The sequence below is a fragment of the Paenibacillus sp. FSL M8-0334 genome (assembly GCF_038000405.1).
GTDB lineage: Bacteria > Bacillota > Bacilli > Paenibacillales > Paenibacillaceae > Paenibacillus_AQ > Paenibacillus_AQ campinasensis.
Genome location: NZ_JBBOCH010000002.1, coordinates 259,787 through 283,320 on the forward strand (window position 1 = coordinate 259,787; position 23,534 = coordinate 283,320).

The 23,534-nt window shown below is 39.4% G+C and carries 29 protein-coding genes, 1 tRNA gene and 1 pseudogene; 27 read left to right on the plus strand and 4 right to left on the minus strand.

The genetic code is table 11. The annotated features are described in order from the left end of the window. Positions 1 to 83: 83 nt before the first annotated feature. Positions 84 to 731, minus strand: coding sequence for a PAS domain-containing protein (locus MKX64_RS15330; RefSeq protein ID WP_230875821.1), 648 nt, complete (start codon positions 729 to 731; stop codon positions 84 to 86). Positions 732 to 899: 168 nt separating this feature from the next. Between MKX64_RS15330 and MKX64_RS15335 the strand changes: the two genes are divergently transcribed. From MKX64_RS15335 to MKX64_RS15360, 6 genes are all read left to right on the plus strand, one after another. Further along, positions 900 to 1,289: a helix-turn-helix domain-containing protein gene (locus tag MKX64_RS15335; protein ID WP_095264835.1), complete on the plus strand. Its 390-nt coding sequence runs from the start codon at positions 900 to 902 to the stop codon at positions 1,287 to 1,289. A gap of 93 nt (positions 1,290 to 1,382) precedes the next feature. Next, a tRNA-Leu gene (locus tag MKX64_RS15340) sits at positions 1,383 to 1,465 on the plus strand. A 636-nt stretch (positions 1,466 to 2,101) separates the two neighbouring features. Further along, positions 2,102 to 3,043: an SHOCT domain-containing protein gene (locus MKX64_RS15345; protein WP_155618824.1), complete on the plus strand. Its 942-nt coding sequence runs from the start codon at positions 2,102 to 2,104 to the stop codon at positions 3,041 to 3,043. A 347-nt stretch (positions 3,044 to 3,390) separates the two neighbouring features. Then, positions 3,391 to 3,810, plus strand: coding sequence for an organic hydroperoxide resistance protein (locus tag MKX64_RS15350; RefSeq protein WP_095264838.1), 420 nt, complete (start codon positions 3,391 to 3,393; stop codon positions 3,808 to 3,810). A gap of 196 nt (positions 3,811 to 4,006) precedes the next feature. Further along, complete coding sequence (locus MKX64_RS15355) at positions 4,007 to 4,282, plus strand: hypothetical protein (RefSeq protein ID WP_095264839.1); 276 nt, start codon at positions 4,007 to 4,009, stop codon at positions 4,280 to 4,282. A gap of 97 nt (positions 4,283 to 4,379) precedes the next feature. After that, the gene (locus MKX64_RS15360) at positions 4,380 to 4,805 is read left to right on the plus strand and encodes a thiol-disulfide oxidoreductase DCC family protein (RefSeq protein WP_155618825.1); all 426 of its coding nucleotides are present in this window, start codon (positions 4,380 to 4,382) and stop codon (positions 4,803 to 4,805) included. Between the two features lie 12 nt (positions 4,806 to 4,817). On the opposite strand, the gene MKX64_RS15365 is transcribed toward MKX64_RS15360, so the two are convergent. Next, positions 4,818 to 5,654 carry a thermonuclease family protein gene (locus tag MKX64_RS15365; protein ID WP_155618835.1) on the minus strand — a complete coding sequence of 279 codons (837 nt, stop codon included), beginning with the start codon at positions 5,652 to 5,654 and terminating at the stop codon, positions 4,818 to 4,820. Positions 5,655 to 6,005: 351 nt separating this feature from the next. On the opposite strand from MKX64_RS15365, the gene MKX64_RS15370 reads away from it, so the two are divergent. The 4 genes and pseudogenes from MKX64_RS15370 to MKX64_RS15385 all read left to right on the plus strand — a co-directional run bounded on the left by MKX64_RS15370 (position 6,006) and on the right by MKX64_RS15385 (position 9,125). Further along, positions 6,006 to 7,229: a hypothetical protein gene (locus MKX64_RS15370; RefSeq protein WP_155618826.1), complete on the plus strand. Its 1,224-nt coding sequence runs from the start codon at positions 6,006 to 6,008 to the stop codon at positions 7,227 to 7,229. After that, a pseudogene (locus MKX64_RS15375) lies at positions 7,222 to 8,085 on the plus strand (CpaF family protein); the annotation flags it as partial. The gene MKX64_RS15370 and the pseudogene MKX64_RS15375, both read left to right, overlap by 8 nt. A gap of 32 nt (positions 8,086 to 8,117) precedes the next feature. Continuing rightward, positions 8,118 to 8,312, plus strand: a complete 195-nt coding sequence (locus tag MKX64_RS15380) for a hypothetical protein (RefSeq protein ID WP_341036499.1) — start codon at positions 8,118 to 8,120, stop codon at positions 8,310 to 8,312. A 132-nt stretch (positions 8,313 to 8,444) separates the two neighbouring features. Further along, positions 8,445 to 9,125 (plus strand): hypothetical protein, encoded by a 681-nt coding sequence (locus MKX64_RS15385; protein ID WP_341036500.1) that lies wholly within the window; start codon positions 8,445 to 8,447, stop codon positions 9,123 to 9,125. 28 nt (positions 9,126 to 9,153) lie between these two features. Here the strand turns inward: MKX64_RS15385 and MKX64_RS15390 are convergent, their stop codons facing one another. Beyond that, positions 9,154 to 9,393: a helix-turn-helix domain-containing protein gene (locus MKX64_RS15390; RefSeq protein WP_341036502.1), complete on the minus strand. Its 240-nt coding sequence runs from the start codon at positions 9,391 to 9,393 to the stop codon at positions 9,154 to 9,156. 167 nt (positions 9,394 to 9,560) lie between these two features. Here MKX64_RS15390 and MKX64_RS15395 point away from each other — a divergent pair, with 167 nt between their 5' ends. From MKX64_RS15395 to MKX64_RS15415, 5 genes are all read left to right on the plus strand, one after another. Further along, the gene (locus MKX64_RS15395; protein ID WP_341036504.1) at positions 9,561 to 9,974 is read left to right on the plus strand and encodes a hypothetical protein; all 414 of its coding nucleotides are present in this window, start codon (positions 9,561 to 9,563) and stop codon (positions 9,972 to 9,974) included. A 223-nt stretch (positions 9,975 to 10,197) separates the two neighbouring features. Continuing rightward, complete coding sequence (locus MKX64_RS15400; RefSeq protein WP_341036506.1) at positions 10,198 to 10,851, plus strand: hypothetical protein; 654 nt, start codon at positions 10,198 to 10,200, stop codon at positions 10,849 to 10,851. A 102-nt stretch (positions 10,852 to 10,953) separates the two neighbouring features. After that, the gene (locus MKX64_RS15405; RefSeq protein WP_341036507.1) at positions 10,954 to 11,544 is read left to right on the plus strand and encodes a hypothetical protein; all 591 of its coding nucleotides are present in this window, start codon (positions 10,954 to 10,956) and stop codon (positions 11,542 to 11,544) included. 38 nt (positions 11,545 to 11,582) lie between these two features. Beyond that, positions 11,583 to 11,816, plus strand: a complete 234-nt coding sequence (locus MKX64_RS15410) for a hypothetical protein (RefSeq protein WP_341036509.1) — start codon at positions 11,583 to 11,585, stop codon at positions 11,814 to 11,816. Positions 11,817 to 11,841: 25 nt separating this feature from the next. Further along, positions 11,842 to 12,609, plus strand: coding sequence for a Cthe_2314 family HEPN domain-containing protein (locus MKX64_RS15415; RefSeq protein ID WP_341036510.1), 768 nt, complete (start codon positions 11,842 to 11,844; stop codon positions 12,607 to 12,609). Between the two features lie 330 nt (positions 12,610 to 12,939). Here the strand turns inward: MKX64_RS15415 and MKX64_RS15420 are convergent, their stop codons facing one another. Continuing rightward, positions 12,940 to 13,152 (minus strand): hypothetical protein, encoded by a 213-nt coding sequence (locus MKX64_RS15420; protein ID WP_341036511.1) that lies wholly within the window; start codon positions 13,150 to 13,152, stop codon positions 12,940 to 12,942. A 257-nt stretch (positions 13,153 to 13,409) separates the two neighbouring features. Here MKX64_RS15420 and MKX64_RS15425 point away from each other — a divergent pair, with 257 nt between their 5' ends. The 12 genes from MKX64_RS15425 to MKX64_RS15475 all read left to right on the plus strand — a co-directional run bounded on the left by MKX64_RS15425 (position 13,410) and on the right by MKX64_RS15475 (position 23,304). Further along, entirely contained in the window at positions 13,410 to 14,033 is a 624-nt protein-coding gene (locus MKX64_RS15425) for a recombinase family protein (protein WP_341036513.1), read from the plus strand. A gap of 243 nt (positions 14,034 to 14,276) precedes the next feature. Next, positions 14,277 to 14,822, plus strand: a complete 546-nt coding sequence (locus tag MKX64_RS15430; protein WP_341036514.1) for a hypothetical protein — start codon at positions 14,277 to 14,279, stop codon at positions 14,820 to 14,822. 16 nt (positions 14,823 to 14,838) lie between these two features. Continuing rightward, the gene (locus MKX64_RS15435) at positions 14,839 to 15,249 is read left to right on the plus strand and encodes a hypothetical protein (RefSeq protein ID WP_341036515.1); all 411 of its coding nucleotides are present in this window, start codon (positions 14,839 to 14,841) and stop codon (positions 15,247 to 15,249) included. Between the two features lie 207 nt (positions 15,250 to 15,456). Next, positions 15,457 to 15,894, plus strand: coding sequence for a hypothetical protein (locus MKX64_RS15440; RefSeq protein WP_341036516.1), 438 nt, complete (start codon positions 15,457 to 15,459; stop codon positions 15,892 to 15,894). Positions 15,895 to 16,029: 135 nt separating this feature from the next. Next, positions 16,030 to 16,620 (plus strand): hypothetical protein, encoded by a 591-nt coding sequence (locus MKX64_RS15445; RefSeq protein ID WP_341036518.1) that lies wholly within the window; start codon positions 16,030 to 16,032, stop codon positions 16,618 to 16,620. A 250-nt stretch (positions 16,621 to 16,870) separates the two neighbouring features. Beyond that, positions 16,871 to 17,407 (plus strand): hypothetical protein, encoded by a 537-nt coding sequence (locus MKX64_RS15450; protein WP_341036520.1) that lies wholly within the window; start codon positions 16,871 to 16,873, stop codon positions 17,405 to 17,407. A gap of 490 nt (positions 17,408 to 17,897) precedes the next feature. Continuing rightward, positions 17,898 to 18,539 (plus strand): helix-turn-helix domain-containing protein, encoded by a 642-nt coding sequence (locus tag MKX64_RS15455; protein ID WP_341036521.1) that lies wholly within the window; start codon positions 17,898 to 17,900, stop codon positions 18,537 to 18,539. 706 nt (positions 18,540 to 19,245) lie between these two features. Continuing rightward, positions 19,246 to 19,464 carry a DUF5659 domain-containing protein gene (locus MKX64_RS24310; protein WP_445670840.1) on the plus strand — a complete coding sequence of 73 codons (219 nt, stop codon included), beginning with the start codon at positions 19,246 to 19,248 and terminating at the stop codon, positions 19,462 to 19,464. Between the two features lie 35 nt (positions 19,465 to 19,499). After that, positions 19,500 to 20,255: a hypothetical protein gene (locus tag MKX64_RS15460; protein WP_341036522.1), complete on the plus strand. Its 756-nt coding sequence runs from the start codon at positions 19,500 to 19,502 to the stop codon at positions 20,253 to 20,255. A gap of 146 nt (positions 20,256 to 20,401) precedes the next feature. Beyond that, the gene (locus MKX64_RS15465; RefSeq protein ID WP_341036525.1) at positions 20,402 to 21,481 is read left to right on the plus strand and encodes a hypothetical protein; all 1,080 of its coding nucleotides are present in this window, start codon (positions 20,402 to 20,404) and stop codon (positions 21,479 to 21,481) included. Between the two features lie 69 nt (positions 21,482 to 21,550). Further along, positions 21,551 to 22,291, plus strand: coding sequence for a stalk domain-containing protein (locus MKX64_RS15470; RefSeq protein WP_341036527.1), 741 nt, complete (start codon positions 21,551 to 21,553; stop codon positions 22,289 to 22,291). A gap of 200 nt (positions 22,292 to 22,491) precedes the next feature. Further along, on the plus strand, positions 22,492 to 23,304 hold the full coding sequence (locus MKX64_RS15475) for a hypothetical protein (RefSeq protein ID WP_341036528.1): 813 nt from the start codon (positions 22,492 to 22,494) through the stop codon (positions 23,302 to 23,304). The last annotated feature ends 230 nt before the right edge of the window (positions 23,305 to 23,534 follow it).

Sequence of the window (23,534 nt, forward strand, 5' to 3'; positions counted from 1 at the left end):
AAGCAGCCGCGAATTCTGCCACAGAGCAGGGTTCGGGCTGCTTATTTTGTATGTCAGAAACGCGATCTGTCTGTTAGATGACGTCAAGGCTCCTCATTATCCGGCAATTCGGCGTCATCAAACGCGGATGAATATTGTGGATACAAGCGCCGGATGCAACCAGGACATATATCATGGGTGAACTTGATCGGAAGCCGGATTTCCAGATAGCTTTCCACGGGCTCCCATACGTCTTCGGTATGCACATGCTTGCATACGGCACAGATCGGGACATGCTCCGGCAGAGCAGCGCTGTAGGAAAGCAAGTGAGCAAGCTGAAGCTCTGTATGCTTATATTTCGTAATGTCCGAATAAGACAGTACGGCTCCAAGCACAAGCTTGTTCCCAGTGCTGGCGATCGGTTGAACCTCGCACAACACCCAGGCGGGGCCGTCCTCCCCTTCCAGCTCATATTCAACGGAGAACGCCTCCTTATGCCCAAGCAGCACCTCACGAATAGCGGGGAGAAAAAACTCCCTATAAAAAAGGGCAAAAGACGAATCAAACTCGGGCGGGCTGACATCAAAAAACGAAATCCCTGGCTGCAGGTGCTTCGGCGACATTCCGAACTTGGCGGGCCATTTCATCAACGGATCATTGATGTTGTCGATCGTTCCGTCCGCGCGCAGGATGATCAGCCCCTTGTTCAAGGAGTGAACGGCATGACTCCAAGATGTTACGGTATTTGGCAAATTACTCGCTCCTCTAACTGGATTCATACATTGAGGAAAAAGTGCTGCGATCTATGGTATAATTTAGGCAATATAGAAACTATTATACACTTATATAAGTAATTGTGCAAGAGGAAATAACTTAAATAAGTTATTTTATGCTGAAGAGTATGGGAAGGCGGTTGTTTCATGCAGTCTATCTACCAACGAATCGAACATCTAATTGAAGACCGAGGTATGACCAAGAAGGCTTTTTGCGAAGCGCTCGGCATCAGCACGGGAAATTTTGGTGATTGGAAAAGGGGCAAAACAACGCCAAGCACAAACAAGTTGATCGAAATCGCAGCATTCTTCTCGGTGAGTCTGGATTGGTTAATCATCGGCAGGGGGAGCCCATTCCCGGAAATCAAGGAAACACGCGAAGGCTACGGCATGGAGCATGGCGCGGAACAGGAGATCATGATTGATCCAGCCGAGCTCTCCGAGCTGGGCGAGCAAGAGCGGGAATTCATCCGCGAGTATTTGGAATTTTCCGCATATCGCAAGGATAAGGGAAGGAACAAAGACATCAATCGGTGAGCCCTTATAATAAGGTAAGGATTGGCGCTTTACATTTGCTTTACAGAGGTATATAATAGGGAATGTTCTGCTGAGACGTTCCCTTTTTATTATGCGGTAGTGGTGGAATGGCAGACACGCTATCTTGAGGGGGTAGTGGGCGTACGCCCGTGGAGGTTCGAGTCCTCTCTACCGCATTGGAAATGAGAAAACCACGCTTCGTTTAGGATTGTTCCTGAACTTGAAGCGTGGTTTTTTTGTTGCAGAAACTGACGATGTTGCAGAATCAATGGGTCCATACAGCGCATACGCTAATCTCCGACTTATCCGGCAACTATGTCAATATTAAAAATTTAGCTCAAGTGAAACTAACGAAAGTCGAACGAAATATCGGGGACTTGATCGATGCTTATTTTGTTTACAAGGGAAAAACCTATAAAGCACCTATGGTTAAATCAGATTTCAAGTATGTATTTTACACGTCAAATCCATATCAGCAATACAAGTTTTCACAAAAGCACTGGAGACAGATCGAAGAGCATACCATCAGCACAGGCATGACATCCGATATGGTGTATTTATCCTGGGGATGGTACGACCAGAATATGAAGAACACGTATTCGTGGGGAACTACGGAATTTTGGGTATACGAGCGTTCATATGGAGGAGATAAATATCTTTATTTTGTAAACGATGTTCTACAGTCGATCTCTACTTACTAATTTAATGTTTTCTTTTTTATATAAAGGAAATAACTCTGCCGATATTATTCAATAAGCAGAGTTGTATACAGCTTAGACTTGTCTCTGTACAACGGTCAGGAGGAAACTTTAATGTGGGTTGGAATAGGTTGTTTAGGCATTATTGTAATGTTTTTTATTATTTCCGTAGGCGCAAAAAATGATAATAGTGTTGTGATATGGTTTGGAATTTTTGGCATCATGATATCTAGTTTCTCCTCATATTATTTGGAAAAAAAGCGGGAGAGGGACAAAGAAGAAAAGATCATCAGGCAGAATTATCAGATGAGCAAATCCATTAAAAGTGAACTAGATCTGGCCTTCAATAAATTGAAAAGAGATTTTTTTTATGCCAGTCAAGAGGCTGTCTCCGCTGATTTATCCTCCATGATTGCGATTGATGAAGACAATAAGAAGATTGCTATCATTTACAATACATATGATAATAAAGGACTGGAATTATCACAGGCCCTTTCGAGAATCAACTACACATCTAAAATATTTAATTATGATGATATTCTTCAATCGGAAATCATTGAGGATGGAGCTACAATTACAAGGACATCAAGATCCGACCAGCTCGGTGGAGCGCTGCTTGGCGGATTGATTGCTGGCGGGGTTGGTGCGGTGATCGGCGGTTTAAGTGCAGCTACAGCTTCATCCACCCAAGTGGGACAAGTACAGTTGCAGATTGTAGTTAATGATTCTCAAAAATCATTTTATAGAATTACGTTTGGTTCTTTTGATCAGGCGGTTCCCAAATCTAGCTTGGAATATAAAAAGGTATATGATGATGTGCTGCATTGGCACAATATTTTGAGCTATTTAATTAAAAATGTAAATAAAGTTGGATCCAATGAAGATGAAGCCAATGATGCAGCCAATCAGGCAAGTAATCACCATGTTATTGTACAAGATGTTCATGGGCAGAAAATGTCACTTGCCGATGAACTATTGAAGTTATCGGAGCTTGTTAAGCAAGGCGTAATTACACAAGAGGAATATGAAAAGTTGAAGCTTCAGCTCATAAAATAAAAAATCCAAAGTCACTCTGAAGTGCACCCCTTAGAAGAGACATCGGAACCCGGTTTAACCGATGAAGAGGGTGCATTTTTCATTGCTATTAAAGTTAAAAGTATACGCTGAAGATCTGAAGATGGAGGCTATACAGCATTACTTCGTAAGTTGACGATATGACTCATGAATTCGATGCGAAACAGTTGCAAGAATTGGGTTTGGAGCTATTCCAGACGGGAAGCTGCTTCCGGTAACGCATCCATAGATTCTTTCTAGAAAATCTGAATCTCATGATTACGTTTCAAAATTAATGGGAAGTGTAAAGTAGAAAGTGTACCCTAACTTGAAAGGAGCAGTGAGTAAACATGAACGCTTTGTATACTGCCTCGGCCACCGCGCGCGGCGGGCGCGAAGGATCCGTCTCTTCATCGGATGGCGTACTTAAACATGATCTGAAAATGCCAAAGGAGCTTGGAGGCCCCGGAGGAGCCGGAACCAATCCTGAGCAGCTGTTCGCAGCAGGCTACAGCGCTTGCTATGAAAGTGCTCTTCAGAACATCGCCCGCAAGGAGAAGGTAAAGCTGACCGAAACCGAGGTTACAGCCGATGTTATGATCGGCAAGGATGAATCGGACGGAGGTTTCAAGCTTGCAGTCAAGCTGAATGTGAAACTGCCTGGCGTGGAACGTTCCCAGGCGGAGGATCTTGCCCGCAAGGCTCATGACTTCTGCCCTTACTCAAAGGCGACAAGAGGCAACATAGACGTGGAGCTGAACGTCCTGTAATTTGCAATGTTCCTGTACTTTACAAGTGCCCGAAATACCGCTTGTTGAGCCGGTATTTCGGGCATTTTTGCGTCAATGGAAGCCCTTGGGCAGCGTATCCGGGGTCAGGTTGACATATGGTGCAAAATTCTTTAATATGACTAAGTACTAGAAGGTACAAACAGTCAATAACAATTTAAAATAGACGGGTGATGACATGTCATACAGACCGAAGATTGCGAATGTGACCAAAGCCGGAAGCAATGACAAGGAAGGTCTTTACGAATTCATCGTCAGCTTGGCTGACGGAACACAATGCCGGGTGTTCTATAACCGATTTCCGGATTGGGAGATGACCGCACTGACGAGACTGGGAAAAGTGCCATGCCCGGTGTGCCACAAGGATTTTATCTGCAAATGTATGGAGAAATTCCAAGATGATTTCGATCGTCAGCTGAAGGAACAGGAATGGCTGAGCAAGGTTGCCGAATAATAATCGAGAATAGGCGATTTGAACAAGCGTGGGGAGGCTTCCCTGCGTTTTCTCTTTATATACGGACGATATAACGAACAGAACGGGGGAATTCCATATGGCCCATAACCATAAAGACCCGCAATCTCCGCACGCGATCGTGCTTATCGATGGGGTCTGTCATTTATGCCAGGGGCTCACCAGATTCATCATACAGCGAGATCCTGATGGTTATTTTCATTTCGCCTCGCTTCAGTCCGAGGCGGGGCAGGAACTGCTCAGACAAGGAGGCTTGCCGGAGGATATGAGCGAGACGATGGTGCTGATTGAAGATGGAACCTACTATACCCGTTCCACAGCTGCGCTGCGAATTGTCCGGCGCCTGCGCTTCCCTTGGCCGTTGCTCTACATCGCAGTGGCCGTTCCGAGACCGCTGAGAAATCAGCTGTACCGGATGGTGGCCCGGAATCGCTATCGCTGGTTCGGAAAGTCCGAAGAATGTCTCATTCCAACGCCGGACATTCGGCGGCGCTTTCTCTCCTAGATGTCCCTGTTGTTAACGTAGAGGAGCGCGGAAACCGGCTTCCTCCGCTTCTTGTTCTGTACAGAACCATTGCTCCGGCTTGGTCTGTTCATAATACCGGGACTCGGGTGTATGATAGATCTTCTCCCCTTTGGAATTGATGTTCCCCTTAATATGGCAGCCGTTGGCCGGAACATCCGCTTGCCCGGCTGAAGGCTCAGGCGCCTCGGTCAGGATGTCGTAATCTTCTGACTTAGAAGGTTCAGCGCCCTCCGCTTCTTCTGGATAGAAGCCGTCCTCCTGGGCGTAGTTCTCTATACTCCAAATGCCAAGGCCCTGCTCACGGCTGATTCGCTGCAGATCGTCGAATTTGTCAACATAACGGACGTTGGGCGGATAAATATACGCGACCCGGGCCAGTCCCTGTTCCAGCAGCGCTTCCTGCACCATGACTCCATCAGCGTACACATAAGCGAGAAGCCGGGAGTATTTGTCCCGATTCGGGCCGATATCGAACTCCAGCTCCAGCAATTCGGCCTGCTCTACAAGCTCTTTCGTGAATTGCTTGGCCTCCGGCCCGAATGGCTGCACACCGAGGCGGGGGTGACTCGTCTCCGGCGTATCGATCAGCAGAAGACGAACATTTTCTTTCTTGCCTTCATACATGACACTGATCGTGTCACCGTCGATGGCCCTTACGAGCTCGACAGGCACACGAGGCAGATTGAGGTCGTCTGTAGGGTAAACCGTTGTTGAAGATTCATTTCCGGCAGGGCCGGCTTCCGGGCTGGCCGTTTCACTCGTGTGTGGCGGAGCCGCCAGCGGCTGGCCGCAGCCTGTCAAGAACACGAAGGCCAATAGAACGAACATAACATAGCGTTTCACTTGATGTCACTCTCCTGACTTGATGAAATCCACATGATTCGTATTCGGAGTCTCTGGGAGGTTCCGGTTGCAGCAGATCCTATATAGTTTCAGCAGATTCTATGTACAACGTGCTACATAAAGAGAATTGCTGCTGAGCCTATATAGTAGGATATATATCCTTGTTTTGGCAATAGGAAGATCAGTAATCTCTGAAAAATAAATGTTGCCGTTTGACAGATGCTATGTTATTCTAATGTCAAATTATAACAAGACAACGGAAGCACCGTTCAATAACCGCGATAAGCGGTATTGACGGTGCTTTTTTGCGTTGGCATGAGAAAGGTGGTTGCAAAAATGCCGGTGAGAATGGTGCTGGCCGTCCAGGATTCCCGGTATGTGGAGCCGCTGCTGGACTATGTTCAGGGCAGCTCCTTCGGAAATATGCTGCACGTGACGGCATTTACCCGTATGGATGCATTCCTTCAATATATGACAGAGCATAAGCCCGGGCTCGTGGTCGGAGATCGTGACATGCTGCAGGCCTGGCTTGAAGCGGCAGGCGAGGATGCTCGGCACATCGCCTGGCTGCTGCTGAGCGAGGACGGGGGCGCTCTTCCGAGTGCCCGAGGCGGTGAGCCTGGCCGAGGAGCGGCCATTGCCAAGTACCAGCCGCTTCCGCAGCTGCTGGAGGCGGTGCTTGCCTACTGCAAGGGCCCGCTTAACGGAGCGGTCAGCGAACCGAAGCGCCATAGCGGAACGACACCCGTGCTCGGGATCGCATCGCCGCTAGGCGGATGCGGGAAATCTACGATTGCGATGAATATGGCCAAGCAGCTTGGCGTACTGGGGCTTCGCGTTTTCTATCTCAATCTGGAGACGGCGAACACCGGCGCTTTGTTTTCATCCGGGACGCCGGAAAGCGAGCAGCGCTTTTCCAGACTGCTGTACAACGTGAAGGCCTGGCAGGAGGAGAACATCGCTAAACGCCAGGCAGGCGCCCAGCGCCCGGAGATGCCGGATGTGGAGCTTGGGCCATTTATTGTGAAGCATCCCGGGATGAAATGCGACACTTTTGCTCCGAGTCAGCAGGTGCAGGAGCTGATGGAGATCACTGAGGCGGATACAGGTTTACTGCTGAAGCTGCTGGCAGCTAGCGACGAATACGATCTCATCATTGCCGATACGGGAGGCTGCATTGAGGAACGCACGCTTGGGGTGCTGGAGGGGGCGGATCTGCTGATGTGGGTGCTGCTGGATGACCTAGTCAGCATGTACAAGAGCGGGGTGTGGCTCAATTACCTGGAGAGCCGGCATCCGGAGCTGTTCAGGAATGCGATGGGCAAGAGCCGATATGTGATGAACCGGTTTACGGGACAGCTTGCCAATCCGCTTCCTTGGCAAGCATCGGGCCTGGATGGTGCTTTGCCCTACATCCCTTCATGGAAGCAAGTGCATCAGGAAGATCTGCTGCTCTGCTCGCCGATTTTCCAGCGGGAAATTCTGAAGCTGTGCAGAGCGCTGCTGGAGAAGCCGGGGCTGGTGTCATTCCATGCCGACGGGGACCGGGCTTATGGTTGAAGAGAAATTTGCAGCCGTCCGCGAGCGGGTTCGTTCAGAGCTGGATATGACCTCAGCCATCAGCAATGAGGAGCTGATTCGGCATATTGAGGATGTGGTGTGGAGAAGCCGGGAGCTTGGGCATCTGACCGCATCCGAGAAGAGAAGGCTGGTTCGCCGGGTGTTTGACTCGTTCCGGGGGCTGGATGTTCTGCAGCCGCTAGTGGACGATCCGGGCATTACCGAGATTATGATTAACAGTCATGAGGAGATCTTTATCGAGCGGGGCGGTGAAGTCATGAAGCTGCCGATGCAATTTGAGTCACAGAGCCGGCTGGAGGATATTATTCAGAGCATCGTTGGCACCGTCAACCGGGTGGTGAATGAATCCTCGCCGATCGTGGATGCCAGGCTGAAGGATGGCTCCAGGGTCAATATTGTGCTACCGCCCATAGCGTTAAAAGGCCCGACCATGACGATCCGGAAATTCCCGGAGTCGCCGATGACGATGGAGGACCTGGTGGATAAGGGAGCCATCACCGCGGAAGCTGCTGAGCTGCTAAGACTTTTGGTAGTTGGCAAATACAACATTTTTATCGGCGGTGGCACAGGCTCGGGGAAGACAACCTTTCTGAACGCATTGTCCCAGTACATTCCGCCCGATGAACGGGTCATTACAATCGAGGACTCGGCGGAGCTGAAGATTGTGACCGTTCCGAATCTTGTATCTCTGGAGACACGGAACGCGAATACCGAAGGCCGGGGCGAAATATCGATCCGCGATCTGATTCGGTCCTCGCTGCGGATGCGGCCCAATCGCATCGTTGTGGGCGAGGTTCGAGGAAGCGAAGCGATCGATATGCTGCAGGCGATGAACATAAAAAGGTAATTTAAATGGAGGGGCTAAATATGAACAAGCTAATTGTAACCTATTTTCTCGTTGGCACGGAGGGTGAACAACGCATAAAACATATAGACGTTGAGAGCGATTTGAAAGGCCCTCTAAGCGCTTTTCAAGTTGAAGTTGAACAGATTCTCAGTATGGTTGAGAGGGTTCCCACTGACGAAATAAGAGTGACTGGCATAATGGCGATTCAGGTTTAAAAAATGAGTCCTCGGATGTTTACTATAATAGTCGTAAATTATATTACTGTTAAAACGATTAAATGGTAATATATAGTTTAACTGGTAATAGACTAATTACTGTCACTATTCTCATATGTGGGGTGATTTAAGTTGTCACAATGGTTTTACATATTAGAAGAGACAGATATATTTGATATGGACTTAAAAGAAAAAATAAAAAAGGAATTATCAGTTAATAATTTTTTTTCGAGGGAGAAAGAGTATAGAATCCAAGTTAGTTTCCATGTTGATCTTTTGACTGATGATAGAATTGACATGATTGATATTCCTATTGAAAGTTGGCAAAACCAAAGAAAAGAGGATCATAAAATATACGATTTACTAAATTATCAGCTTAAAGAGACTGAAAGGGTTATTAGTGATGTAGGACTGAATATCTCAAAAGTAGCCATTCAGGGAGAGAATCTTCTTGCTACAAACAGAGTAGAGGTTAGAATTTTTGAAGAAGAATTAAAAAGAAGTTCTAATCGGGTAAAAGTTTTTTTAACTGTTCCTAATCTACAATATACACAAGATAAAGTCACAGAATATGCTTCTAAACATCTAAGTATAATATACTCGGATTTATTTAACATAGTAAAACAACGAAAATTATTGGCTGAAATTCTTGAAATAGAAGAAACAGAGGATGATGAGATATTAATGGAGGAATTTGTAAATAAATACAAGGATCTTTGTTTTGCGTCCATAGAAAAAGAAAGAGTTATTCTAGATAAGCTGAAAAAAAGACTCATTTTCGTATTAGAAAAGCACAATAAACTAAGGAATTAATATATTTTAAGTTAAAAGAACTCCTATCTTAGGAGTTCTTTTTTAATCTAACTTCAAACAGTTCATTTGGAGTGACATTAAAGTAAGCACAAAGCTTAGCAATAAGGGAAGCGGGAATCCGTTTGTTCTCCATTTCCTTATTATGTACCAGTTCATTTATTGTGCTTCTCCGGTGATCAATGTCTTCTGATAGTTTGAGAGCAGAGATTCCATGTTTATCAATCAGTTCACCAAGTTTCGAGTAAAGAACAACGCAGTTAATATCCATAATAAAATCACTCCCAAATATTTTTTAAATCAATAGTTGATCGTTAAACGTTCATGTGGTATATTAGATCCATAAGATTGAACGTTAAACGATCATTGGCGATTGTATTATAACACAACCAAGTATACCGTTGTACACAAATTTAAAATAAATTGGAGGTTCCCACGATGTCCACAATGACACCTATAAAGAATCAAGTATCCATCGCTCAAATCATTAAGGTTCTAAGCATTAGTCCCCAAGCAATTGAACTCATCGCACAAATTGAATTCCTACTGCAGACACATGAAGAACGCTCCCGCTTCCTTTATGAAGCAATGGGCAAAGATGGTAAAGAGATTTGCAAGATTCTCAGCAACATTAGACGTGAGAAGATTATACAAAACCAAATCAGTCTCCAGGACTTTGTTACTGAATGTAAGTATGACGAATTAAAGGCAATTGAAAACTTGTTGCAGGAGCGATTAACTGAAGCAAAATACAACAAACTCAAGCAAACGGGTATTACACCGATCAACTTGTTTAAAGTACATAAACGCAACCCATTTGCACGAGTCATGAATCTTATATTATTCGCATAACAAGGAGTTGATAACATTGTATAGAACTGTAAAGTTAATCGATGGGAAGTTATATCTAAAGACACGCCAGGGCAATTGGGTCAGTTTTAACTCTTTATTGGTATAAATAGAAATTGAATTTTAAATGACCGTCACTATTGAGTGATGGTTTTTTGTTGCTTGTCGTTGGAATATGCTGGATAATATCTTAAACAATGTTCTTGTAGTTGAGAGGAGAAAATTGATGAGCCAGATTATTGATAGTAATAGTTTGTACGCTGATATTAAAAAAAGTACTTTTTCTCCATTGATTCAAAATTATCTAAATTCAGTTCATGCGATTATTGAGCTAAGCAGTCGATTTATAATAAATGAATTAAATGAAGTTCGTAAAGATGGAGAAGCAGCAGTAGATGTTTTCCTAAGCGAATTAGAATGTGACCAGGATTATAAGAAAGGACTTTTAAAAAATCATAGTGTTACTCCTTTAATGGGAGATCAAATATTGGCTTTTCCAAATGGACAAAAAATAGTAATTGATCCAATTCAATTGGCAAGGTACTTACTACACAACCAAGAACGGATGATTGAAAATAATTTTAGACAAGTCGAATATATGATTATTACTGCTTATGCACTAACTGAAGGGAAATATCGAAACAACGATCCCCTTTGGCAATTTTTTCGGCATGTACGAAATGCTGCAGCTCACGGAGGTAAGTTCAATTTACAGCGCAATCAACCAGATAAACCTGCTGAGTGGGGAGAGAAAAGGATCGAGAGAGGGCTTAATGGTAAACGATTAGTCAGTTTCATAGGGCAAGAGGGCTTTTTAGAGACTGGAGAGATAATATTATTACTCTTATCTGTAGAAGAGAAATTTAATATAGTTTTATAATTCACTAAATTCCATAGAAGAACATAACCTGACAGCCTTCTAGAGCCTGTGGTAAGATGTGGAAGTATACCATAGTAAAGATGGACAGGGGAGCATGTGAAAGTGTCTGAGGAAGTCAAGGAGAAGCAGGAGAATAAGCGCAAGATCCCATTTCTAAGTGAAGGTATCTTGATAGCAACCATGACGGCAGTTGGTTATGCATTCGCATATTATTATGATAAAGGCTATAAGGAGTATTTCTTGTTGCCTGATGTATTCGTAGAGTTAAATCCAACAATGATTATCAAAAGCATAAGTCTAACAGTTCTGATCGGCGTTTTTTTATTTATGATACTTGATAGTTTAACCGTAGTAATCAGGCACTATAAAGCCATGAACGAAGCATTTAGTAAGAAGTTCAGCGAGTATATATGGATGCTCTATGCAGGCTTGTTTATTACATTATTGAATGGAATTAGCGTACCGACTGTAATTGCTCTCCTATTGATATTAATAGTTATTGGTATATGGATGTTCGTGTTGCCAATTTTTCGATTTAAAGATGTAAAAAACTACAACGAAAAACTGAGAGCGTCAATAGAAGCAAGAAAGAAAGATGGTGCAAGTTCAACAACAACTACAGAAGGTACTAGCATGGTAAATGGCCTAGTTTCATCGATAATTGATAAAATCGGTTATCGCAACTTTATTTAATCATTTATGCACTGTTTACATTAGTGACAATACCGAATATGACTCTATTGGGCCAATTCAATGCAATGACACAAACTGAGTTTATGGTGGTTGAAGGAAAGCCGAACTATGTAATGATTGGTTCTTATAAGGATCATGCAGTTGTTGCTGAATTGGATGCAAACAATAAGGTAGTTATTCCAAATTATAAGCTAATCAAAAATGAAAAGTTTAACGCAAAGCTTTATGAGGTTGGACAACTAAGAGTTAAAAAACCTGAGGAACTAAAATAAGAAGAGAAAAGGCGAGATAAGCAAAATGGAGTCAATGTATACTTTCCCCGAATCAGATGATTATAGAAGAATATCAGACCAGTTAAAGGTCCCTTCTAATATCGAGGGCCTTCTATCGAAAATCGGATCTAATCTACCGATGTTATTTACAGTGGAATTAGATATATGGTCTAGAGTTTTCTTGCAGAGGGTGCAGCAAGCCGAGAACAGTTTGGTTACCATGCTATATCTATTTGAACAAGGAATTAATGATGAAGAGTGGTATGTAGAGATTAAAGGAGGCTATAGATTATTACCAAACTTTAAGGAGAAGGATCATAAATTAAAGTACTTTTTTGATAACCATTCAGATATCTTCCTATACAAAGTTTCATCTGCACTGGACAATTTGGCCCACATCGGCAATATCCTATATCACTGGGATATCTATAAGCCTTCCTTTATAAAGTGCTGGGAAGATGAAAGAAGTGCCCAGAAGATAAGAGAATCAAACCCAGAGTTATATGATGCTTACAAAGGTATTATTCGGTCAGACGCTTATACGCGGTTTAGAAAGCTAAGGAATGATTTCACTCATAATTACCCTCCATCTGAGCCCACTACAGGCATAGTGCGATATAAGAAGGGGCGGGGACCAGTTAAAGAATTAGGAGAAGAGCTCTACAGGGTAACAACTTCTTTTTCCAGAGATAACATCAGTTACATTACATCAAAAGAAATGACGGATATCTGCATTGCTGTATGGGAAATGCTTGTCGATATCATCGAGGTTACAGATGAATATATGAGATGAAACGAAGAAAAAGAAACTTGCTTTGAGTGTTTCAATCGTAAAAAATGCTAAAAGAAGACTTCTATAAAGATCACTATGTTATCGATACGATAGCGATTTGAGGTTAGTAAAAATCCTTATAGAATAAGTAATATTAATTCTGAGATATCTTTTATGATTCGTAAAAAACAACATTTAACCCTTAAAATATAAGGGTTTTTTAATTGTGTTAACCTTAGGTTTACGATAACGTCTACGATCTGAATTTTAGACTCTGAATATTCATGTTTTAAAAAGGATTTTCATGATAATTTGTGTTTAAAACGATAGAAGATGTGGTAATGGAGAAATTTAAACCTTCATAAAACCTCTAAGATACTCATTAGAAAGGGCCTCTATAAGTTCTTCCTCCGAATCAGTTTCGTTTTCAGAGAAAGATAAAATCGCACACATTTTAAAATCCTCATCATATGTTTTTAAAGTACTCTTTCCATTTTCATCAATATCATACGTGTACTCGATTCCACCAAATAAAATTATTTGTCCGACTTTTAGATCTGTCATTTATTCACCTTCTTTAATGTACTTAGTAAAATGATATACAAAAACCGGAAAAGTATTCATGTTTCTTTATCTCTTATCTAATAGGAACTCTTTCAAAAGGTACACTTTATGACATAGTGAATAAGGGCTTTAAAGGCTCAATGAAACACGTGTCAAAAGTCATTGAAAATAATTTGAAACATGTCAATAAATCGGTGTACATTTTGACATTATTATTGTATAATGATGGTAAGACAATAAGCGATGAGGTGTTGTTGATGGCACAAGTTAAACAGTTCGGGTACATAAGGGTATCGGCTAAAGACCAAAACGAAGCTAGACAGATAGAAGCTATGAAAGCAATAGGTATTGATGATCGTGATATCTTCATTGATAAGCAGAGTGGAAAGGACTTTGACAGACCACAGTATCAGGCTCTAACGAATGGAATACTTCGTCAAGGCGATACGCTCTTTATTAAAGAATTAGACAGGCTAGGAAGAAACGCTGAAGAGATTAAGAAGGAATGGCAGCGGATAACTCAAGAGATAGGCGCACACATAGTTATTATTGACATGCCTATCCTGGATACCAGACAGTACAAGAACGGATTAGAGAAGGTTATATCAAGCATTGTGCTTGAACTACTATCCTATATGGCTGAGCGTGAACGTGAGATGATTAACCGCCGACAAGGTGAGGGAATAGCGGAAGCTAAGAAGAAAGGTGTTGTCTTTGGTCGTCCTAAAGTATCCATTACAGACGGGTTTAAACAAGCCTACAGCGAATGGAGACAAGGTAAGATAACAGCAGTTGAGGCGATGAAGCGGGTAGATATGAAGCCTAATACCTTTTACCGTAGGGTCAAGGAATACGAATCAAAGCAATCTCAAGAAGTTTAGCAATTGAACTCATAACATTAACACACAAGCCCTTGCAAAAGGGCTATTTTGCTGTCCTTGGAGCGGGAGGGAATAGCATAGGGGGGGATTTCAAATTCAAAAACGACACTATTTTTCCAGAAATTTCTCTAGCACATCTACTCCCACAGCAGGTTTGAAATTTCCGATACTAGATCACTGACCAAAAGGAAGGATTTAGGATATAATGATATATACTTAAATCTCCAAAGGGGAGTTGATACCTTGAATACACGATTAGAAGCAAAAGCAAAAATACAAGAATTTTTGTACTCTGATGAAAAAGGAATGCTCTTAACTGGAACCCACCAATATGAGAAACATCCTCTTGTTTTGAAGGCAATTTCAGATTTTGTCGATAAACCTTCGAGTATTTTGTTTCGGGCTAACGCAATGCAGAACTTGGGTAGTTTTTTTGAAAAACCATCTAAGAGTTTTAAGACAGGACATGCTTATAATTTGGGCGCTCATAAAGTGTTCTTTGATTCATTTAGTAAGACATCTTGGCGTAATACAAAACACTCGTATGATTTTGCTGTACTCTATCCAGTTGATGCTTTAATGAGAAATAATAAACTCTATAACGATTTGCTCACCGATCTATACGAAGAACGAAATATAAACAAGATATTCCTAGTATCATGGACTGACAGATCAGAATATGATTATCAGAAGCTACATCGTCAGGGGTATGTAAGTCGTCAAGTCGTTTTTGATGCCCTTGAAGAAAACCCAGAATACCATAATAGAATACTAGAAAACGACAATTAGAGAGGATGGTGATTAAATGCTGATTGAGAAAGCAAAGTCTTTAGTACCCGTCATTGATGAACTTGTAGGGTTAAGCAACAATGGTAAAGTGTCAAATTCTGAGGGTATACGTTCTTTTGCAAATAAACTTGAATACGAAGACATACTAATACTTCAATCAATTATGTACATAGGGCAACAAGAGCATAAGCCTCATCCTAAAGATTTTAATAATTATAATGCATATGAACAGGAGTTAGAAAGATATCGGCCAGAGAGAATGTTGGAAGATCATATGAGACATCTGGATTCATATTACGAAAGTGGTTTTAATCGACTTTACAGTATGCTTGCTAAAATGCCTTTTATGGATTACATGCAGAATGGATTAGACTTACTTCGGATACGACATGTTATTGAGAAGCGGGATGCAAGGGCGGTAAATTAACTTATAGAGACGGTGTGGATTGAAGCTACATCGTCTTTTTTTACTGTATTCTAACTAACGTTGCCAAATGTGGCAATGCTGATGATTATCCAATTATAGATTGCTATGGGGAAGCCAAATTTTTAGACATCGGAGATCACATCAAAACAACTCACTTGGCTTTATGGTATAATTATCCTAATTGTTATTGATTTGGGGGTCGAGTAAATGAATACTAGATCAGAAGCTTATGCAAAAATACAAACTTTCTTGCAATCAGAGGATAAAGGATTACTTTTAACAGGAACTCATCAATTTATAAAGCACAAATTAGCTTTGAAAGTAATTGCGGATTCAAAAGATCAATCATCAAGCATTCTTTTTCGTGCTAACTCAATGCAGAATTTAAGTGATTTTTTCGAAAGAAATTCTAATATTAAAACTGGAAAAGGATACAAATTAGGAAAACACAAGCTTTATTTTGACACAATTAATAAGACATCATGGAAAAATACGAGAAGTGCTTATGATTTTTCTATCCTTTACCCAGTTGATGCACTCATGAGAAACGAGAAACTATATAAGGATATATTGACAGATCTCTATGAAAGACGAAGAATAAATAAAATAATTCTAGTATCCTTGGACAGACAGTCCAGAATATGATTATAAGAAATTACAGGAACTAGGTTATATAGATAGTCATGTTGTATATGATGCCCTGGAAGAGAATCCAGCATATCATAAGAGAGTCCTTGATTTATAGAATTTAAGATAATCACTAAAATTAGAGGTGAAAAGATGCCATTCAGTTCATTTATGAAAGACAGGGTAACTTTAATTAAACAAAATGGGGAAATATTCGAAAATATTAAAGCTATGGTGGATAAAAACAAAATCCACATCGACGATTCGTCATTACCGATTGAAGAAGGCGACCGTATAGTAAGAACGTTAAAAAACAATTTAAAGGAAAGCTATATCGTAGAGGATAGAGGATATTTTGAAGCTTTTCATGGAATTAAGGCACATTATCAAGTCGATGTTAGGAGAGAGTCCTCCGTTCCACGCAATTTCACTCAACCTGATGGTAGGGGGTATGTGGTCCATGTTAATGGAAGTAATGCCCGTGTTAATATTAATTCACAAGATTATTCAACTAACACTGTAACAGAATTAAAAGACCCTCTCTTTGAGGAAATGCGCCAAGCTATAAGTACACAGATCGAAGATATCAATGAGAAACAGAAACTTTTGAATTGTGTGGAAGAATTAGAGAGTTCAAAAGGAACTACTACATTTATGGATAAGTATAAATCCTTTATGACTATGGCAGCGGATCATATGACTGTATTAACTCCGTTTATCGGACCTTTAAGTTCCCTATTATAAAAAAGAATCATTAGGAGGTAACAACGATTTGAATTTCAATTTGAAAAACACAATTCAAATTGCTTTAGCTTTTTTTGCGCTCATTATGTTAATTGTTTCAATAAAAAATCCAGTTTCGTCGTCAGAAGTTTTTGCTTCTGTAATAACAGGAGTATTTAAGGAGTTCACTAATTTAGTCTCAGGAGCAGTTAACTTCTTTGGCTCGATATTGTGATTGGATTTACTTAACTTTACAAAGGAGGTTTTTTCAATGTTAATAACTAAATATCTAGATTTTCTTGATGTTACTGGTAAAAGTTATTCCTTACTTGCTATTGCTCCAAAGGGTAAGTATCCTCTTAGAAGTTATGGTAATGAATTTAATAACTTCGCCAAAGAAGTGTTAAGCAAGGAGAATAAATACATAGGCATTTTTGAGAACAACAGACCGGAGATACTGCAAGATGTTGCATTCAGATTGTTTACTATTCCACTTGTTGGAGATGAGTATTCAATGGTTAACCAAGAAACTTTGAAAAATAAACGGGCTACCAAAGAGCAACTTGAAGCATTTTATGTTTCTAAGGAATTCTATGATACGGTTCCAAGTGGACAAAAGACTGAGGCAGAAGCAATTGAGAGTGGAATAGAAAGAGCAAGACCATACATTGATAAGTATCTAGATGGTAATTACGATGTTGTTATAACAAATGTGAATAGGCATGATCAAGGAGTGATATATCTCCATGATATGGAATTTGATCGCACTAATACTGAGTATGTTTTTGACTATTGTTATTGTAATTAAGAGCTCCTATAAGATCAAAGTCACCTAGTTTAAACCATGTTAAAGCATCCTTAGAACGCCTAGATGTAGCAGGACGAACTTTCGTCCTGCTTTTTTTAATGGGGATTGTTTCTGTTGATATTTAACAGTGGAATTTAATGCTGTAATTATGTGGAGTGTTTGTACCTGGAAGGGGAGATGGCATTGAAATTCATTGAGTAATTACAGAAATCTAAGCTTAGTATTGATGTCTAATATGTTTAGGAGCTCCCTCTCTAACTCAAGCATCGTTTGTAGGCCTTCGATATATTTATAAATTAGAGTGATCTAGATATCTGTCCCACTACCTAGATATCGTTCTTACAGTAATTAATCGACGGATTGAGGGGGAACTGAATATAATAATAAGTAAATTGTTTTACTCAATAAAACAAAATACTTGCATTCTTATCTTGATGAGTGTATAGTTTGCATATAGGTTGTTTTATTCGATAAAACAAGGCGGGCGATTATGTTGATTGGATTGCAATTTATATGTGAAACTTATGGAATTGAATATAAAAAACTAGCAGAGAAGTTGGATACATCTCCTCAAAATATTAATTCATGGTTAAGAGGAAAACGAAAAATACCTTTTAAGAGGTTGGAGCAATTAAAAAGTGTTTTCCCTAATATCCCAACTGAACTTTTCAATAAAGAGCTTAGTTCCTCAGATAAAATACTTATACAGGAAATATTCTTTACTCAAACTGATCAAGTAGAAGAAATTGAATATGAAGATATTGACGATGAGGGGAATATATATGTTAGATCAAAGGAAGTGCGCCTCCATGAAGGAATAATTACTCATCTCCGAAATGAATACCAGAGACAGGTATTGTTGGGAAAAATCGAAAAATTATTAACGAATGAAGATGGTGAAAATTATCATTATAATGAAAAGTTGATTAGTCGATTTGTAGCCATCTTATCTGGAGACCGAAAATCAAAGGAATATCAAATTTTAAAGTTGATGTTTTATTTTCTTCAACAGTATGATGAAAATTTTGGCTTTGGCTCTGATCCAGATCTTATACCTTCAACTAAGCATAGTGAGATGTATAGGGAGATAGAAGAGGTACTACAGAAATATTCGTTAATAAACAAAACCTAATAAAAACTAAATGGCTGAAGTCTTCTTAATGAGGGGAGGGCTTCTGGGCACGAAAGCAAACGTATACAGAAACGGAAACAAACCATTGACATAATCGTCAACAGCATGGTATATTAAAGAAGTTATACATTTTTTTCGATGCTAAGAAGAAGGGAGGTTACAATGTGAAAATTCTATATAGCATATAATATTCATTATGTACTACCTAGATCCTGAAATAATAATATCATGACCGCAATTCAGATGCAAGAAGAAATGAAGATATTTAGCTTTAATATTTATTGACAAAATGGCGATTCGGAATTCCTTGTTACATTAAGACCCATGAAGTGTCCAGTGACAAATTGTCGTTTTGGGTACAGAATTTGAAGAAGTAATCTGACATATTAATGAAAAAGGTGCCGAATAAGAAGCCTGAAGAGTGACAATTACCTCGATTTAAGGGATATATAGCGCACAATACATGAATTATTAAAAAAATTAAATGTTTTTTGAGATTTAATTGAATCTACACTTTGACAAAGTGAATTAATGGGGTGGAAGAAGAAGGAAATAACCATGACGAAAGGCCTCAACCAAGGGACAATTATTAATTAAAATAATAATTTAATGAACTTATATAATATTCTAGAATTTATCGCAAGCTCAAATTCCCATTTAGGATTTGTTTTGTGATTTGTTGAAATTAATTTTTGGAGGTTATTTTTTGAAGTATATATATGACATTAATCTGGTTTCTTTTTTGTTGTTGAATGGTGTCAAGTATGAAGGCACTGAAATTAATACTGCAAATTGTAAGTTGAAGTTTTTGTTTAAGCAGAGTGAACTATTGAACGCTCTTATCCAAAACTATAAATCATCAGCGTTTAAAAACTTCGTTCAATATCAAAATCAAGTGAGAAAAGTTGTACATAGCAGCAAATAACAACGAAACTTAAACGTTCAAAGGAGAATCTGAGTTTGAACTATACTTTGCGAAACGTAAAAATCAAGTCATCTTGGTTTGATTTAGATGGAAAGTTTAAAAAAATGAAGGCTGAAGGGTTACATCTATATTTATCCTTGTTCAAGTTTAGATTACATAATCAATCATTTGAACATTACTTTTTAACCTCGATCAAGTTATTAAGGCAGGAAACGGGATTTACTAAAAAACAAATATTAGATTTGCTAAAGCTTCAGCAAAAATTAAAAGTAATAAATATACAAAACGTAACTAGATGGGATAGGTTTCTCGATTCAGAGGGGAGGATTCCAGATAATCATATTTTACAAATTACAGCAACGGATATTCCGGAGTTGAATGAAGTTACTAAGGGAACTGGTCAAACCATCCAGCAACCAATGACAGATGACGATTTTTACATCAGTCTTGAGTTTGCGCTTTTAGAATTGTACATAGAAAAAGGATTGAATTACAAGTACTTTCCTTTATTGTGTCTTATGAAAAAGTTACAGAACGGGAATGTTGAAAAAAAAGCTTATATGACAATTAAGAAGATGGCAGACCATTTAGGGTATGACAAAGATTATGTTAATAAATTGGTTCATCAAATGAATAAAGCATATGTTTTATTTTCGCATTATCGAAAGAATTGTAAAGATGGACATTATTTTGAGCATCATCTTTTACAGAGCGTTAAAGAGCAAGAGAAGTTTTTGCGAAATTTCAAGAATGAAATAGATAAGAACATTAGCACTAGAATGAGACTTTGATGAATCGCTAAACAACTAATAAACGAAATTAGAGATGATTTAATGTTGATTTGGGGAAGGGGTGATGAAGAATGTAAAGCAATAACATTTCTTTATATTTGCAGGTTAGCAACATGATAATAAAAAAAATTTTGGGAGGTATAATTTTGAGTTTAGCGATTAGTGCAAGTTTTGAAAGTGAACATTATATTGCAGTTGATTCTGCTATTTCGTTTGTGGTGAATGGAATTTCCTATAGGAACACTGAACAACAAATGTTTGATAAGTTAAAAGTGTTGGATGGTGAGGCGTACTTTTTTTCTGGAGATCGAGATCTCTGTATCAATACATATAAAATATTTGAAAATCAAACAGATAGAAGCTTTGATACTCTTTTGAGTATAGCTAAAGAGAACTATAAAAAAAATGCTGATAATGGTGACAGGGTGGCTATCATGAAATACGGCTTTGATGATGAAGGTCGTGCAACTATACAGGCAATGGATGATAGTAACTGGGATACGCACCCCCCCTTTCTATATTACGGTGATCCTAAAATAACATACATAGCATATGGTGCACAAAAGAAAGAAGCCATACAGGAATTGAAGAAAGTAAAAAAACAAGAAGATCCTCGTTCCCCATCTTTTTATATTCCTATCTTTGAAGCAGTCTCGAACGAAGGAGTAGGGGAGTCGATTAGGTTGTTTCACCTTACTCCAGGAAAATGGGGGATGTCCAACATAATCCCTTTGAATGAAACAAAGGAGATTAGAAAAGCGGCTTATTCTGATATTTCAAAAATTAAAAAAATGAACACATTTGTAGGATCGGGCTCTAATGCCTTTCCAGTGTCGATTAATGGTGAGGGAGACGGGATGAAAAAATTTGACTCCAATAATCCAATTGATCCTAGCATGGCCGGGGAGAATATGTCGGGTGTAGGATTTATGTCAAAACCAAATGGGTCATATGATATGCTCTACTTCTCTTCGAATTATGGACGGGAAAGGAGTATGAAATTAAATGATGACGGAATTTCGGTAATATCAGAAAATGGGCAGTTTGTTGCGAAAAGTAAAGATTTTAATTTTATCGTAGATCAAGGAACATATAAAATAGGCCTTGCTAATGGTACGGTATTTGAAGTATCTCCTTCGGGCGTAAGTATGGATGTCATAGGCAATATAAATATAAAAGCTACTGGCACGATTACTATGAATGGTCAACGAATTAATCTCAATTAAATCTCAAATTATTCCGATAACTAAACAAAAGTCTGCCATTTTTATTAAAGTTATCCGGAGGTATATAAAATGAAAAAAATAATCTCGAAAGTTCCAACGTTCATTCTTGGTATATTTGTCGGCGTAGCACTGACCTCTACAACAGTAGTTGGTGCTGCAGCTTACCTTAAAGCTACGGTTTATGACGTTAAAATTGTTGTCGATGGCAAAGAAGCTAAGTTATCTGATAAGCCGTTGAATGTTAATGGTAGAACATATCTGCCTGTTCGTGACACTGCAAATGCGCTCGGTTACGTAGTTGCATCTGTAAGTTCTTCTAAGATTGAACTGAAGAGTGGGGCGACCAAAACATCAAGCAACAACACAAGCGATAAAACAGGAAGTACCAATAATACAAGTAAGCCTAGCGACAGTAAGGGAGAAGTGTATGTTAAAAACTTGAGAGAGACATATTCGATAGATGGAAAATTAGATGCAACAAGAATTCGCGAAGCATTGAATAATGGTAGTTTGGATGTAAATGCACAAGACGAGGGAACGGGAAATACGTTGCTTCACTATGTGATCTTAGAAAATAACTTTAATGCTTATACTGCAATAAAGCGAAATGCCTTGAACGTTAACATACAAAATAAAGAAGGGCAGACCCCATTACATATTAGCGTAACTGAAAAAAACATATTCTTTTTCTCTGAACTTAAGGAATTGAAAGCAAATGCAAATATTAAGGACAATAGTGGATCCTTGCCAATTGACTATGCGCAAAAAAACTCTGTTATTGAACTTGGACTTGAAGCCTATATGATGTAAAGAAGGACTAAAATGCCGTAAGAATACGTTAGACCGTTTATCTTAACTATTTAAGCAAGCAATCCAAGGTTCCGGCGAGTACATATCCTGGTAATCCTATCTATTCATCGCATCAGAGTAACCATAGTTAATAATGTAGCAATTTGATGAAATTGAACTTTCATCGATAAAAATCAAAATTAAAAAAGGAAGATGTATATTTGACGACAAAACCAAAGAAGGGACCACCCTATAAGCTACATCCAAGTGAAGCCAAGGAATGGACGGACAAGTATGGAGAGGGTAACGACAAGGTTAGAGCCATCTTATTTGTGAACAGTGCTATACAAAGTCATTTAATTGATGCAGAGGACGAGTTTGCCGCCTATCTTCTGTACGGCTCTATAGAGTCAAGAATCAACTCATGTAAATATGGTCAGGGCGTTTATGATGGCGTACATTGTGATTGGGATAATGTAATCGTAGCCTGTACAGAAATCATAACTAGGAAGCCTGACTTCTGGAATGCTTATTGTGAGATGACAAAGGAATACATTAAACATGATCATAAATTAGCCTTTAGGCCAACAGTTGACAGAATAAAAGATGATCCAAGTATAGGGTATCGTCTTGATAATATAGCGGTATTAAGTCACGGTGATAACGCAAAAAAGGCATTGGCGAAGCCTCATTATGTATTTGAAATCGACTTATATGACCCGCTGAATCTACAAGGAAATAAAGCATATAAGAAGTACCCATCCAAGAAAGAAGCTGTTCACTCTCTTGGTATTAGGTTTAAGGGTGATACTGGAAGAGTCTATGAAGTAGACGGGAAGACATACCTCATACAGAGTGAGGATATTACATTAGGCTATGTAGATTTAGACGAGACTCTTTTAAATGATGAAACTGAGATAATGAGCGCTTGGATACCTGTAGGGATAGTTGAAAATGATGGAGTAAGAGGCCTAGTCAAACAAGAAATTACCTTTCCCGCTATGGTGATACAAATTAATGATGAAGGTCAATGATAATGGAAAAACAAACTTCTCATGGCAGCTTGTTAGAGGAGGGTAGTGTAGTAGCGGCAGAATACTTAAAACGGATTGTATCGCTAACAAAAATTTTATTACGCTATTGTTCGATAACTTTAGATCCAGACGTTGTTAATCATTATTGAATCATAACTACTTACTAGATGTGGCTTTAAATAGAATGGATATTACTTACATATGATCAAAATTATAAGTGCGTACAGTTT